15 protein-coding genes are annotated in these 14,216 nt (G+C 46.5%); 13 read left to right on the top strand and 2 right to left on the bottom strand.

Going from position 1 to position 14,216, the window contains the following annotated elements; all coding sequences use genetic code 11:
- Positions 1-85 precede the first annotated feature (85 nt).
- From secA to AC4EHJ_RS06035, 12 genes are all read left to right on the top strand, one after another.
- The gene (gene secA / locus AC4EHJ_RS06090) at positions 86-2,605 is read left to right on the top strand and encodes a preprotein translocase subunit SecA (protein WP_490974672.1); all 2,520 of its coding nucleotides are present in this window, start codon (positions 86-88) and stop codon (positions 2,603-2,605) included.
- Positions 2,606-2,664: 59 nt separating this feature from the next.
- Positions 2,665-3,769, top strand: a protein-coding gene (prfB, locus tag AC4EHJ_RS06085) for a peptide chain release factor 2 (RefSeq protein WP_490974671.1) whose coding sequence is annotated in 2 segments (ribosomal slippage) — positions 2,665-2,739 and positions 2,741-3,769 — 1,104 coding nt in all. Because the reading frame shifts where the segments join, the coding sequence is not laid out codon by codon here.
- Between the two features lie 184 nt (positions 3,770-3,953).
- A complete protein-coding gene (locus AC4EHJ_RS06080; protein WP_490974670.1) occupies positions 3,954-4,109 on the top strand; it encodes a hypothetical protein in 156 nt (51 codons plus the stop codon).
- A 176-nt stretch (positions 4,110-4,285) separates the two neighbouring features.
- The gene (locus AC4EHJ_RS06075; protein WP_490974669.1) at positions 4,286-5,158 is read left to right on the top strand and encodes a YitT family protein; all 873 of its coding nucleotides are present in this window, start codon (positions 4,286-4,288) and stop codon (positions 5,156-5,158) included.
- Positions 5,159-5,207: 49 nt separating this feature from the next.
- Entirely contained in the window at positions 5,208-5,543 is a 336-nt protein-coding gene (gene cccB / locus AC4EHJ_RS06070) for a cytochrome c551 (protein WP_490974668.1), read from the top strand.
- Between the two features lie 273 nt (positions 5,544-5,816).
- The gene (gene ftsE, locus AC4EHJ_RS06065; protein WP_490974667.1) at positions 5,817-6,503 is read left to right on the top strand and encodes a cell division ATP-binding protein FtsE; all 687 of its coding nucleotides are present in this window, start codon (positions 5,817-5,819) and stop codon (positions 6,501-6,503) included.
- Positions 6,493-7,377 (top strand): permease-like cell division protein FtsX, encoded by an 885-nt coding sequence (gene ftsX, locus AC4EHJ_RS06060; RefSeq protein ID WP_490974666.1) that lies wholly within the window; start codon positions 6,493-6,495, stop codon positions 7,375-7,377. The genes ftsE and ftsX overlap by 11 nt, the downstream gene beginning before the upstream one ends.
- Positions 7,378-7,453: 76 nt before the next feature.
- On the top strand, positions 7,454-8,956 hold the full coding sequence (locus tag AC4EHJ_RS06055; protein WP_490974665.1) for a murein hydrolase activator EnvC family protein: 1,503 nt from the start codon (positions 7,454-7,456) through the stop codon (positions 8,954-8,956).
- A 119-nt stretch (positions 8,957-9,075) separates the two neighbouring features.
- Positions 9,076-9,654: a peroxiredoxin family protein gene (locus AC4EHJ_RS06050; RefSeq protein ID WP_490974664.1), complete on the top strand. Its 579-nt coding sequence runs from the start codon at positions 9,076-9,078 to the stop codon at positions 9,652-9,654.
- A 12-nt stretch (positions 9,655-9,666) separates the two neighbouring features.
- Positions 9,667-10,776: a trans-sulfuration enzyme family protein gene (locus AC4EHJ_RS06045; protein WP_490974663.1), complete on the top strand. Its 1,110-nt coding sequence runs from the start codon at positions 9,667-9,669 to the stop codon at positions 10,774-10,776.
- A gap of 84 nt (positions 10,777-10,860) precedes the next feature.
- Positions 10,861-12,012, top strand: coding sequence for a PDZ domain-containing protein (locus tag AC4EHJ_RS06040; RefSeq protein ID WP_490975627.1), 1,152 nt, complete (start codon positions 10,861-10,863; stop codon positions 12,010-12,012).
- 12 nt (positions 12,013-12,024) lie between these two features.
- Positions 12,025-12,282, top strand: coding sequence for a CsbA family protein (locus AC4EHJ_RS06035; protein WP_490974662.1), 258 nt, complete (start codon positions 12,025-12,027; stop codon positions 12,280-12,282).
- A 10-nt stretch (positions 12,283-12,292) separates the two neighbouring features.
- On the opposite strand, the gene AC4EHJ_RS06030 is transcribed toward AC4EHJ_RS06035, so the two are convergent.
- Positions 12,293-12,604 carry an AzlD domain-containing protein gene (locus AC4EHJ_RS06030; protein WP_490974661.1) on the bottom strand — a complete coding sequence of 104 codons (312 nt, stop codon included), beginning with the start codon at positions 12,602-12,604 and terminating at the stop codon, positions 12,293-12,295.
- Positions 12,604-13,296 (bottom strand): AzlC family ABC transporter permease, encoded by a 693-nt coding sequence (locus AC4EHJ_RS06025; protein ID WP_490974660.1) that lies wholly within the window; start codon positions 13,294-13,296, stop codon positions 12,604-12,606. Before AC4EHJ_RS06025 ends, AC4EHJ_RS06030 begins: the two co-directional genes overlap by 1 nt.
- 218 nt (positions 13,297-13,514) lie before the next feature.
- On the opposite strand from AC4EHJ_RS06025, the gene AC4EHJ_RS06020 reads away from it, so the two are divergent.
- Positions 13,515-14,141: a TVP38/TMEM64 family protein gene (locus AC4EHJ_RS06020; protein ID WP_490974659.1), complete on the top strand. Its 627-nt coding sequence runs from the start codon at positions 13,515-13,517 to the stop codon at positions 14,139-14,141.
- The last annotated feature ends 75 nt before the right edge of the window (positions 14,142-14,216 follow it).

The following is a 14,216-nucleotide window of genomic DNA, read 5'->3' as shown; positions in this document are numbered from 1 at the left end:
GCGCCTGTAGATTATCACACAATAGCAAAAGCGTTTTGGCATCTTGTTAAGGGACAGCCAGACACTATACAGGGAGCGGTTATATATGCTTGGAGTATTAAATAAAGTATTCGATCCGAACAAACGGGACTTGAAAAAATTAGAAAAGACTGCTGACACTGTCGAGGCATTGGCAGCTGATTTTGCAGCTTTATCCGACGACGCTTTAAAAGCGAAAACGGATGAGTTCGTAGCACGCTATGCAAAAGGCGAATCATTGGATGAAATGCTTCCAGAGGCATTCGCAACAGTACGCGAAGCATCAAAGAGGGTTCTTGGCATGTATCCTTTCCGCGTCCAGATTATGGGGGCAGTATCCCTGCATGAAGGGAATATCTCGGAAATGAAGACCGGGGAAGGTAAAACTTTGACTTCGACACTTGCCGTCTATTTAAATGCAATTGCAAAAAAAGGTGTTCACGTTGTAACGGTCAATGAATATTTGGCTAGCCGGGATGCTATCGAAATGGGCCGTTTATATGAATGGCTTGGCTTAACGGTCGGCATGAATTTGAACAACTTGACGAAAGACGAAAAAAGAGCAGCTTATGCAGCGGATGTCACATACAGCACGAATAATGAGCTTGGGTTTGATTACCTGCGCGACAATATGGTGCTTTATAAAGATGATATGGTTCAGCGTCCGTTGAATTACGCCGTCATTGATGAAGTCGATTCAATTCTGATTGATGAAGCACGGACTCCATTGATCATTTCAGGGCAAGCAGCAAAAGCGGCCCAGCTTTATATGCAAGCCAATGCGTTTTCTCGCCTTCTGATGAAAGACACGGATTATACGTTTGATGAAACAACAAAAGGCGTTGTGTTGACAGAAGAAGGCATTGAAAAGATCGAGAAAGCATTCAGCATCGATAATTTATTCGACATGAAACATGTTCGTTTGAACCATGCGGTCAATCAGTCGCTGAAAGCGCAAGTGACAATGCATAACGATGTCGATTATGTCGTACAAGACGGCGAAGTGGTCATCGTTGACCAATTTACAGGACGCTTGATGAAAGGCCGCCGCTATTCTGATGGCCTGCACCAAGCAATCGAGGCAAAAGAAGGCCTTGAAGTTCAAAATGAATCAATGACGATGGCAACGATCACGTTCCAGAACTTCTTCCGTATGTATTCGAAATTGTCGGGGATGACCGGTACAGCGAAAACAGAAGAAGAGGAATTCCGCAATATTTACAATATGAACGTCATTACAATTCCGACCAACAAGCCGATTATCCGGGATGACCGGGTCGATTTGATTTATGCGACAATCGCTGGAAAATACAAAGCGGTTGCGGAAGATATCGCTGAGCGCCATAAAAATGGCCAGCCAGTGCTTGTCGGTACTGTCGCTATCGAAACTTCTGAAATCATTTCAGCTTATCTGAAAAAAGAAGGCATCAAGCATTCCGTTCTTAACGCCAAGAATCACGCTTCAGAAGCTGAAATCATTTTGAATGCCGGCCAAAAAGGCGCAGTGACTATTGCAACTAACATGGCAGGCCGTGGTACCGATATCAAACTTGGTGAAGGTGTCATCGAAGCGGGCGGCCTTGCGGTGCTTGGCACAGAGCGCCATGAATCCCGCCGTATCGATAATCAGCTGCGCGGACGTTCAGGGCGCCAAGGAGATCCGGGTGTTACGCAATTCTATCTTTCATTGGAAGATGATTTGATGCGCCGTTTCGGTTCTGACGCAATGCGTTCTATGATGGGTAGATTGGGCATGGACGATTCGCAGCCGCTTCAGTCGAAGATGGTGACGCGTTCTGTAGAATCCGCCCAGAAACGGGTAGAAGGAAACAACTTTGACGCACGTAAACGCTTGCTGCAATATGACGATGTTTTGCGCCAGCAGCGGGAAGTTATCTACAAAGAGCGAATGGAAGTTCTTGAAACTGGCAATATGCGCGCGTTAGTGGAAAAAATGATCGACAGTTCTATCGAACGGATGGTCTATAGCCACACGGCTGATGAAAAACCGGAAAACTGGAACCTGAAAGCGATGTCCGAATTGATCGGTGCGAATCTGCTGCCGGAACACACAATTACCTTGGCTGACCTCGAAGGGAAGAACCAGCAAGAACTGATTGAGTTCATCACAGCGGCTGTCAATAAACGCTACGATGAAAAAGAGCAGGAATTGACATCGGACCGCATGCGCGAGTTCGAAAAAGTCGTTCTCCTCCGTTCGATCGATACAAAATGGATTGATCATATTGATGCGATGGACCAGCTTCGCCAAGGGATTCACCTGCGCGCTTATGCCCAGAACGATCCGCTCCGTGAATATCAGCAGGAAGGTTTTGCAATGTTCGAGGAAATGGTGCTAGCCATCGAAGAAGATGTTGCGAAATATGCCATGAAAGCTGAAATTCGCAGCAACTTGGAACGCGAAGAAGTTGCAAAAGGCCAAGCGGTCAATCCGAAAGAGGATGGGCCAGCGGCAGTTAAAAGAAAAGAACCCGCACGCAAGGATGTATTAATAGGGCGCAACGACCCTTGCCCATGCGGCAGTGGCAAGAAATATAAGAATTGTCATGGTACGACAACAGCATAACAAGCAAGACATGCCGAAGAGCGAATGCTCTTCGGTGTTATTTTGAGGAGGAACTTTCAATGATAGAATTAGCAAGCATCCGCAACGAGCTCGACAAATCCGCCAGCAAATTGGCCGACTTTAGGGGGTCACTTTGACTTAGAGAACAAAGAAGCCCGCATTCAAGAATTAGATGAAATGATGCAGGACCCAAGTTTCTGGAACGACCAGGATTCAGCGCAAGTGGTGATATCAGAAGCGAATGGCTTAAAGGAAATCGTCAATACCTACTATAACTTTGTGGAAACCCAGGAGAACCTGGAAATGACACTTGAACTTTTGCGTGAGGAAGAAGACGAAGAAGTGTATGATGACCTTACTTCAGAGTTAAAAGCCTTCATCTCGCAACTAGCCGATTACGAACTGACGATGCTGCTCAGCGAGCCTTATGATAAAAACAATGCGATTTTGGAATTGCATCCAGGTGCAGGCGGAACAGAGTCGCAGGATTGGTGCTCGATGCTGCTTCGCATGTATACGCGTTGGGCTGAGAAACGCGGCTTTAAAGTGGAAACATTGGATTACCTGGCTGGAGACGAAGCAGGGGTGAAATCTGTCACGCTCGGCATCAAAGGGCATAATGCTTATGGCTACTTGAAAGCTGAAAAAGGCGTGCACCGACTCGTCCGCATCTCACCATTTGATTCTTCGGGGCGCCGCCACACGTCGTTCGTATCCTGTGAAGTGATGCCGGAGTTTACTGGTGAAATTGAAATTGATATCCGCACGGAAGATCTGAAAATCGATACGTACCGCGCCAGCGGCGCCGGCGGGCAGCATATCAACACGACAGATTCCGCTGTCCGCATCACCCACCTTCCAACCAATTCGGTTGTAACGTGTCAACAAGAACGCTCGCAGATCAAAAACCGCGAGAAAGCGATGCAGATGCTGAAAGCGAAATTGTATGCTCTTAAGATACAGGAACAGGAAGAACAGCTTCTTGAAATCCGCGGCGAACAAAAGGAAATCGGATGGGGAAGCCAAATCCGTTCTTACGTATTCCACCCGTATTCTATGGTCAAAGACCACCGCACGAATTACGAAACCGGAAATCTTCAGGCTGTCATGGATGGCGATATTGACGGCTTCATCAATTCATTGCTGCGTTCAAAAATGCAATAAGCTAAAGCTAACTAGTTAACAGACATTCCACAAAACAGCTCCGCTTTCCTGCGGGCTTGCGCCGAAATCCCACGGGAGTCGGAGCTATTTTGCTTCATGTCTAAATATATGAAAGATACAGCATCAAATTTATCTTTAAAGTCTATCGATAAAACAAATAATTCGCTATAAAGAAATACTTTGAATGAAGCGGAAGGCGGCGACTCCTGCGGGAGCAGTGACGGAGCAAAGCGACAGAGCGACGCGAGCTGAAGACCCTGGACTGAGCAAAGCGAGGGAAGCGGCTGAAGCGGTGCCTGCGGAAAGCGTCTGCCTAAAGCGCAATGAAAAGAATATTTGAGATTTTCTTTATAACAAATCAAAAGCTCGGAAGCGTTTTTCGCTTCCGGGCTTTTTCGTTACCAAGTGAGTTAGATGGCAACCTGCTTTATCTTAATGAAGTTCACAAGCGACTGTTCCTTTGGTATACTCTGACGGGGTTAAAGAGCTTATTAAGGAAAGAGGATTCAAACCATCATGATGAAAAACAAACAACGCAACCGTAAAGATCCACATCCGCTGCTGCGAATATTTGGTGAGTATTTCAGCATCATCGTCGGCTCCGCAATTGTGGCAATTTCGTTTAATGTATTTTTGCTGCCGAATGAAGTGGCTTCAGGCGGCGTGAGCGGCATCAGTACGATCTTAAAAGGCGTATTCGACTGGAAGCCAGCTTTCGTTCAATGGGCGTTCAATATTCCATTGTTCATTGCGGGCATCATTTTGCTCGGACGAAATTTCGGTGCCAAAACGGCAGTGGGCACGGTATTCCTGCCGCTTGTTGTCTTCTTGACGGAAGCTTGGGAACCGTGGACGCTGAATCCGCTTCTTGGGGCTTTGTTCGGAGGAATTCTTGTCGGGCTTGGCCTTGGCATCGTCTTCCGCGGTAATGCTTCGACCGGGGGAACCGATTTAGCTGCGCAGATTATCACGAAGTATACCGGATTTACACTAGGCACTAGTGTCGCGCTTATAGACGGACTGATTGTGCTTGCTGCTGCCATCGTTTTTGATATTGAAAAGGGCTTATACGCATTGGTCGGGTTGTATGTGACGACAAAAACCATCGACTTGGTGCAAGTCGGATTTGGCAGGTCAAAACTTGTATACATTATCACCAACAAACAAGTCCAAATGCGCGATGCCATCTATGAAGAAATTGATCGTGGCGTCACAAAGCTGACGGCAACTGGTGGTTATACAGAAGCTGAAAAGCCAATTCTTCTAGTGGTCGTCCACCAAACTGAATTTACCCGGTTGAAGAAATTGGTCAAGGATGTCGATCCTGCGGCATTCGTCATAGTTTCTGATGCAGCAGAAGTCCTGGGAGAGGGTTTCAAAAGAGCATAGTATTGGTATACTGTATTGTGTAGATACTTAAAGCGAGGAGGAACAAAGAATGAAAAAGCAATTGATGGCTTTATTATTCGGTTCTGCTTTGGTTCTTGGAGCATGCGGAGGCGGAGAAGATACTGTTGCACCGCCTGCAGACTCAGGAAACGGAGACACGGCAGCTGTTGATGCTGAACAAGTTGTTCAGCAAAACTGTATTTCTTGCCATGGTGAAAATCTTGAAGGGCAAGGAAACTTCCCACCATTAAATGATGTTGGTGCCAGATTATCAGAAGAAGAGATCTTAGGCGTCATTGAAAATGGCCGTGGGGCAATGCCTGCAAAAATTATTGAAGGTGAAGAAGCGACAGCTGTAGCGAAATGGCTGTCCGAGAAGAAATAAACCGGCTGATCAGCCGGTTTTTTCTTTTTGTACAGAAATGATAATAATTTGCGAATAGAACATTTATATGTTAAATTAAACGACGTTCTCAACAGCTGGTTATAGCCCAATCAACTATTACTTTATATTTCTATAATGATAGACATATATCAACAAACCCAATTGATACAGAACTGTAATAAAAAAAAAGGTTTAGGATGTTATAATGATTCTGCCGGAATTTTTTAGAAAAACTCAGCTTAGGGAAACTTAATTCATATAGGTGGTTATTAAATGATTCAAATGAAGAATATTTATAAAAAATATCCGAATGGCATTGTAGCGCTCAACGGACTGAATGTTGAAATCGACCAAGGCGAATTCGTTTATGTAGTAGGACCCAGCGGGGCCGGGAAATCGACTTTCATCAAAATGATGTATCGGGAAGAACGTCCGACATCAGGGAAAATGTTCGTAGATGGCATCGACATTGCTACATTGAAAAACAAAAAAGTGCCAATGCTGCGCCGCCAAATGGGCGTCGTATTCCAAGACTTCAAACTTTTGCCAAGGTTGAATGTTTACGAAAATGTTGCATTCGCATTGGAAGTTATCGAAGAATCCCCGTCTAGAATCCGTGAACGCGTCTTAGACGTGCTGGATATGGTGGGGTTGAAGCATAAAGCGCGCATGTTCCCGACGGAATTGTCCGGCGGTGAGGCGCAGCGGGTATCGATTGCACGCTCGATCGTCAACAAACCGAAAGTGGTCATTGCCGATGAGCCTACAGGAAACCTGGATCCTGAAACTGCTTTGGATATCATGAATCTGTTCGAAAAGATCAACGCAACGGGCACGACGATTTTAATGGCGACACATAACAAGGAAATCGTCAACACAATACGCCATCGCGTAATTGCCATAGAAGGCGGACTGATTGTCCGTGACGTAGCTGGAGGTGATTACGGTTATGAAAGCTAGAACCTTATGGCGCCATTTCCGTGAAAGCCTTAAAAGCCTCGGCCGCAACGGCTGGATGACTTTTGCATCTGTCAGTGCTGTAACAGTAACCTTGCTGCTTGTTGGAGTTTTCGTTTTGATCATGATGAACTTAAACAAAGTTGCCGATGATCTGGAAAATGATGTTGAGATGAAGGTCTTTGTTTCATTGGAGACGGACGATGCCAGAAAACAAAGCATCGAAGAGACGATAATTGACATACCCGAAGTGGAATCAGCAGTCTATTCCACAAAAGAAGAGGAATTAGCTGATCTTGTTCTTGATTTCGGAAATGAGCTGGATTTATTTGAGCAAAACAATCCATTATTCGATGTTTTTTATGTCAAAGCTTCCAATCCTCAACAGACGGGAAATGTGGCAGCTGAGATTGCTGAAATTGAGAACATAGAAAAAGTAGAGTATGGCAAAGGCAAAATTGAGAAGTTATTCAATTTCCTTAATGCCGGAAGAAATGTCGGTTTGGTATTAATACTGGCACTGCTCTTTACAGCAATGTTCCTGATTTCCAATACGATCCGGATCACGATAGTGGCACGTCGTCGGGAAATTGAAATCATGAAACTTGTAGGGGCGACCAATTGGTTTGTCCGCGTGCCATTTATATTTGAAGGCATGTGGCTTGGCTTACTGGGATCGATCATACCAATCGGCCTGGTTGCTGCACTCTACTATAATACACTCGAATTTATACAACCGAAATTGAGTGGGGAATTATTCCAATTGCTTGGCTTTACTCCGTTCATCTACCAAGTGGGCGGCTTGATCTTGCTGATGGGCGTCTTTATTGGTGTCTGGGGCAGTTTCATGTCAATCCGGAAATTCCTGCGCGTATAATTTACAACTTAGAGATAGAGAAGACAGCGAGATAAGAGAGAGAAGAAAGAACGTATACCGAAGGGGGAACACGAACTTGGGCTCGAAGTCGAAATGGGTATTGGCCAGTTTATCATCTGTATTAGCATTGTCGGTATTAATACCGACCGCTAATGCGGATAAATTAACTGAGCTGGAACAAAAACAGCAACAAGCAGAACAGCAGCAAAATCAATTAAATTCAGGCATCTCTGAAAAAACAGGGGAAATGAAAAAAAATGAGACGACCTTAGAAAGACTCTTGTCTCAGATTAAGGAACTGGAAGCTAAGATCGGTGAGACCGAAGCGAAGATTTCCAGCGTAGAAGGCGACATAGAAAAAACAGTAACCGAAATAAATGATTTGAAAGCATCGATTAAAGAATTGGAGCGCAAGATTTCCGATAGAACGGAATTGCTTCAAGAGAGAGCCCGTGCTATTCAGTTGAGCGGCGGTTCTGTCGATTACATAGACGTATTGCTCGGAGCGAACAGCTTTATCGATTTCATCGACCGTTTTTCAGCTGTCAACACGTTGATTGAGGCAGATCGGGAAATCATGAAAGAACAAGCGTATGATAAAAAATTGCTTGCAGAACAAAAAGCGCAAGTCGAAACGAAATTGGCGCAGCAGGAACAGCGCCGCGCTGAACTTGAATCATTGAAGGGATCACTCAGCGGGCAGAAAGCTGAGCAAGCCGGATTGCAAAAAGAATTGCAAGCAGAACAAAAACGTTTGGCAAGTGAAAAAGCCAATTTGGTTGTTCAGCGCGATGAATCAATTGAAGTTTCTGCAGAACTGGAAAACCAGATTATAGCAGAACAGGAACGATTGGCTGAACTAGCCAGAAAAGCTGAAGAAGAGCGCCAGCGCAAATTAGCTGCTGAGCGTGCAGCGGCAGAGAAAGCAGCAGCAGAAAAGGCGGCGGCTGAACAAGCAGCGGCACAGCTTGCTGCAGCACAACAGGCAGCGGCACAACAGGCAGCAGCAGAAAAGGCAGCAGCGGAAAAAGCGGCTGCAGCCAAAAAAGCGAGCGCTAAACCTGAGCCGGCAGCAAGTGCACCAGCGGCACCAGCTGCAGCACCAACTCCAGCTCCAGCTCCAACCCCTGCTCCGGTACCTGTTGTATCTTATACGGCACCGATCAGTGCAGACTTTATCCGTCCAACTTCGGGACGCTTCACATCTGATTTCGGATGGCGCGATATTGGCGCAGGACAGGAATTCCACCAAGGTGTGGATATAGCAAACAGTAAAGGGACGAATGTTGTCTCAGCAGCGCACGGATTTGTGTCGTATGCGGGTTCAATGAATGGATACGGCAATGTTGTCATCGTAACCCATTCGATTAATGGCCAGACGCATGCCACAGTCTATGCTCACTTGAACGCGATTGGCGTTTCTGTTGGCCAATCAGTTTCTCAGGGACAAAGTGTCGGACAAATGGGGAACACGGGACGTTCATTCGGCGACCATCTCCATTTTGAAATTCACGTCGGCCCTTGGAACGGTGCACGATCCAATGCTGTCGATCCTGAAAGATTCGTTTCCTTAAGATAAGAAAGGCCGGCATCGACAGCGATGCCGGTTTTTATTTTTATTCACAAATCAGTGGTTAGCATAGTGGATTTCAGCCCTTGGTTTAACGTATGATGAAAGTTAGGCGAGGTGAAAAGGCAATGTCGAAAAAACTGATCGGCTTGACACTGGTTGCGGTATTGATCGGGATAGCGATTGCTGGAGTGGTAAAAGACAATATTGAAAAAACCAATGAGTTCGACAATATCGCACTTGGCAGCGACGTTGATTTTTTGGCGACCGAACAAGGGCTGGCTAAAGGTGAAATGGCCCCCGATTTCGAATTGACGACGTTGGCCGGGGAAACCGTCAAGCTGTCTGATTATAAAGGGAAAAAAGTTATTCTAAATTTCTGGGCTACATGGTGTCCGCCATGCCGGGCAGAAATGCCTCACATGCAGACATATTATGAAAATCAGGCAGCTGCGGACAATGTAGAAATTTTAGCCGTGAACTTGACAAAAGAAGACCACGGATTGGAAAAAATCAAGACATTTAAAAAAGAGTACGGATTGTCATTCCCGATTCCGATGGATGAAAAGGGAGAAATTGGCGCGTTGTACCAAGCTGTGACAATACCAACTTCCTATATACTGGATACGCAAGGCCGCGTCCAGACGAAATTTGTCGGGCCGATGGACAGAGCTACAATTGAACAAATCATAACGCCTATAGACTAAGGGGATGAGAAGATGGACTCGATTAACACGAAATCAGTGCATACTGCAACTATGAAGGAACGCACAATCCAACCAAAAGTGATGCCGCTTTACCAGACTTCAGCCTTTGCTTTTTCTTCATTAGAAGAATTGGAAGGCTATTATGAAGGAAATGGCACCTATTTGTATTCCCGGACAGCCAATCCGAATACTGATGCGCTCGGCCAAACGGTAGCAGATCTTGAAGGAGCTCCACAGGGAGTTGCAGCGTCTTCTGGCATGGCAGCCATTCTTGCCGGGATTCTCGCCGTCGCTGGTGCAGGCGACCATATCCTTGCAGCTGAAGATGTTTATGGCGGCACATTCCATTTGCTGAAGGAAGAACTGGTGCACCTGGGAATGACCGTCCATTTTGCTGATTTCACGGACCTCAGCCAAGTTGAACAAATTCTGATAGACTATCCGGAAGTAAAACTGATTTTCAGTGAGTCCATCACCAATCCATTTCTAAGAGTTGAAGATCTTGCAGTACTTGAGCAATTGAAAAAACATTACGGTGTGAAGCTGATGATCGACAATACATTTGCTACACCGTATACGGTTCAGCCTTATGCTTTAGGCGTCGATCTTGTCGCGCATAGCGCTACCAAATATTTGGGTGGCCATAGCGATGTGACGGCAGGCGTGCTTGTCGGAGACGCCGAATTGATTCGGTTGGCTGAAAGCCGCATCGTTAACCTGGGAATGAATTTAAGCCCATTTGAAGCATGGTTGACTATCCGCGGCATCAAGACGCTAGCGGTTCGGATGAAGGCACAGACAGAAAATGCGGCTGCGATTGCAGCGTTTCTTGAGGGCAAAGCTCAAGTCTGGTATCCAGGCAAGGGCGCGATTGTTACATTCGCATTGCCGGAATCAATGAATGTTTCCAAATTCTTTTCATCATTGGGCTGGATCAAAATTGTTCCTACTCTGGCTGGAGTGGAAACGACGGTTTCCTACCCGTTCGGAACTTCGCACCGGGCGTTGTCCCTTGAAGAAAAAGAGAAAATTGGGGTTACGCGCCAAGTAATCCGCTTATCAGCTGGAATTGAAGGAACTGATGATATTTTATCGCAGCTTGGCGCTGCGTTTGAAAACTGAAAAAGAAGTGCAGTGAGCTCTGTTTCTTTGGTACAATGGGAAGTAATGCAAGTGGTTGTGAATAGGAAGGTGTAAAAAGTGATAATGGATGCGTTGCTGGACATAGGAAAATTTTTTATAAACCCTGTTTTTTACATAGCTTTGTTGGCAGCGGTGATGCTCGGCTACTTCCGAGTCAAGAAAGAACGGAAAATGTTTCGGACACGCATAGTTTGGGGCTGGCGGGAATTTGCCGGACTTCTGAAGGACGGATTGCTGTTCGCGCTTGTCTTTTCAGTGCTTTTTGCTGGCATCGGGTTGGTTGTGCCAATTGAATGGCTGATCGCTTTAAGTGCGGCGGCTATTTTGCTAATGGTAACCGGCGTTTATCAGCTCGGCTCGTTCATCTATTTGGCATCGGCTGCTGTGTTCATCGGCTGGTTATTCCGAGCCAACGGCTGGATCCTGGATCTTGGAATATATAGCTATAGCGGCTACGCGGTCAATTGGGGCTGGCTTGTGCCGGTTGCATTGATTTCCGGGGCCATGGTGGTTGCCGAGGGCTTGCTGATTCGCAGGCACGGAGCGGAAGCCGCCTCGCCAAGGCTTGAAACCTCTTCCAGAGGGCTGGCGGCCGCAGCTTATACAGCAAAACGCCTGTGGCTGTTGCCAGTGCTGCTGGTTGTGCCGGGAGATCTTATCGAATCATACGCGCCATACTGGCCGCAACTGCCAATCGGTCAAAGCATGTTTTCGTTCATCCTGTTTCCAATGGTTTTCGGTTTTCAAAGCCGTGCCAGAAAAACGATGCCGATTTATTTATATCCGGCAATCGGAGGGCTCGTCTGGAAGCTCGGTGCGGCAATTATCTTGCTGTCGCTTGTGGCATTGCTATGGGAGCCGCTCGCTTTCATCGCGCTTGTTGCCGGTGCAGCGGGACGCCTTGCGATTACTGTGAATTTTGAGCTGAAAGAACGCCAAGGCAATAATGCAGTTGCGCCGCAGTCTCTCGGAGTGATGATCATTGACGTGCTGCCGGATTCGCCGGCACATAAGATGGGCTTGCTGCGCGGAGAAGTGATTCGCAAAGTCAACGGTTTATCGGTATCAAACGAAATGGAATTATATGAAGCCATCCAAGTGAATGCTGCCCATTGCCGGCTTGAAGTGCTTGACCACAGCCGGGAAGTAAGGCTGCGCCAGCACGTTATTTTCCGGCATGACCACCATCGCTTGGGGCTCATCGTTGTTAAATAAGGAGCTAATAAAATGGAATCGATGCTTACAAAGTTTTTATTGTCCCTGCTGATCCCTGGCCTACTGGTCGTACTCTTTACAAGGGTCACTTTCAATCACATTGTGGGGTTAATTTTAACGGTTGCATTGATCGCAGCTGCAGTTTATGCAGGATACACCAATACGTGGTTTTTATATGCCGTAAACGCTGCTTCCCTGACATTCGGGTTCTGGTATGCAACACGGATGTATCACCGCACGAAAAAAGCCGAAACTCATGAAGATGAGTAACGGCTTTTTTTTAGGAGAAAAACAGACTGTAAGCGGCTAGGACTGCAATGGAGCCCAGCACGACCAGCATGACGTTGGCGCCGGCCAAAGCAATGCCGAATGCGGCCGCCGCCCCGATGGCGCCGAACCAGATATTATCATCCTGGATAAACAGGATCGCTGGAAAAATCAAGGCACCCAGTACGGCGTAAGGAATATTGCGCAGAATCCGCTGGACGGTGTCCGGCAGTTCACGGCCTTCCAGAAATGTTAAAGGAATGGCGCGCGGCAAGTAAGTTACAAGTGCCATGCCTAAAATCATCCACCAAAACCAATCGCCCATTATGTTTTCACACCTTTCGAAGAAATGATTTCAATGATGACGGCAGAAGCGAGAGTGGAAAATAGGATAGCCCATCCGGTGGACAGCCAACCGGTGAAGTAGAAGACGGAGTTGATGATTCCGGCAATTGCTGCCAAGCTGAACACTTTGCGGTTTCCGCGCATCGAGGGGACTAAAAGGCCGACGAACATAGCATACAGCGCAATCGACATGGCTGCCTGCAGAAATTTTGGCAGGTTGGCTCCAATCAAGTGGCCGAACGCTGTGAATACCACCCAGCTGCCGTATGAGATGGCGATGACGCCCGCTGCGAAAGACGTGCGCACTTTGCTGTCTTCCTGGATAGCGAGAACTGCAAACGATTCATCCGTGATGCCGAACGCGTATAACGCTTTTTTCCAGACGGCTGCAGGTTCCATTTTTTCATTTAACGCAGCAGTCATCAGAAAGTGGCGGATATTAACGACGAATGTATTCAGCACGATAAGAATCGGTGCGACTCCGGCGGTGATCAGCGACAGTGAAATATATTGCGCCGCTCCCGCAAATACGAAAATACTCATGGCTGTTGCTTCGATGAGCGACAAGCCGGTAGTCTTTGCCAGCAGCCCGAATGTCAAGGCGACCGGGAAATAGCCGATAGCAATACTGGTGCCGGCTTTCAGCCCAGCAGTAAAACCACGTTCCGTCATGGGGCAAACTCCTTATGTAAAAGTATTTCTCTTTTCCAAATGAGGGGAAAGAGTGTAAAGTAATCAATATAGTCTATCATAAGATAATTCGGCTTATGAAGTATAGTCTAAAAAAACAATTGGCGGCCAGTTCCAGCGAGTTCCAATGCTTCTATAGGATTCGTTGGTTATTGGTGCGTCTACATAACGGCACATAACAGAGGCAGAGGATGGGCTACATGGCAGACTTTTTTTCATTGGAAAATATTATCGAATTAACGCAATCATACCGGGCATTCGGTCCGCTCATCGGATTTTTACTGCCATTTCTCGAGGCATTTTTGCCGTTTTTGCCACTCTTCGTATTTGTCTTCGCAAATGCCACAGCGTATGGATTATGGTTCGGGTTTTTGCTGTCATGGCTTGGGACAGTAGTAGGGGCATACGCCGTCTTCCTGATTGTGCGGAAATACGGACAAGCGCGCTTCATGAATTTCATGACGCGCCATGAAAAAGTGCAGAAATTGATCCGCTGGGTGGAACGCAATGGCTTTGGCCCGTTGTTCTTATTATTATGCTTTCCGTTTACACCATCCGCATTGGTCAACTTGGTGGCCGGCTTGTCGAATATCAGCCGCCATTATTATTTATTGACGGTAATGGCAGGAAAATTTGTCATGGTCTTCATCATTTCGTTTGTGGGCTATGATATCCGGGCGTTGTTCACGCAGCCGCTGCGGACAGCAATCGTCATTGCAGTCATTTTGCTGCTTTATGTGGTCGGCAAGATTTTCGAAAAAAGACTGCATAAAAGAGTGGAAGAAGACTTCAGGCAAGCAGGAGAAAACAATAAAAAACAGGGATGAGAAGGCTGCGGAAAGTAGCAACTTACCTGTTTTTCTTATATAATAAGAACAAACGTTCTGAAAAGGAGTGGTAAT

This window comes from Planococcus sp. TJ-301 (genome assembly GCF_058268475.1).
This window is presented reverse-complemented; position numbering and strand designations above follow the sequence as displayed.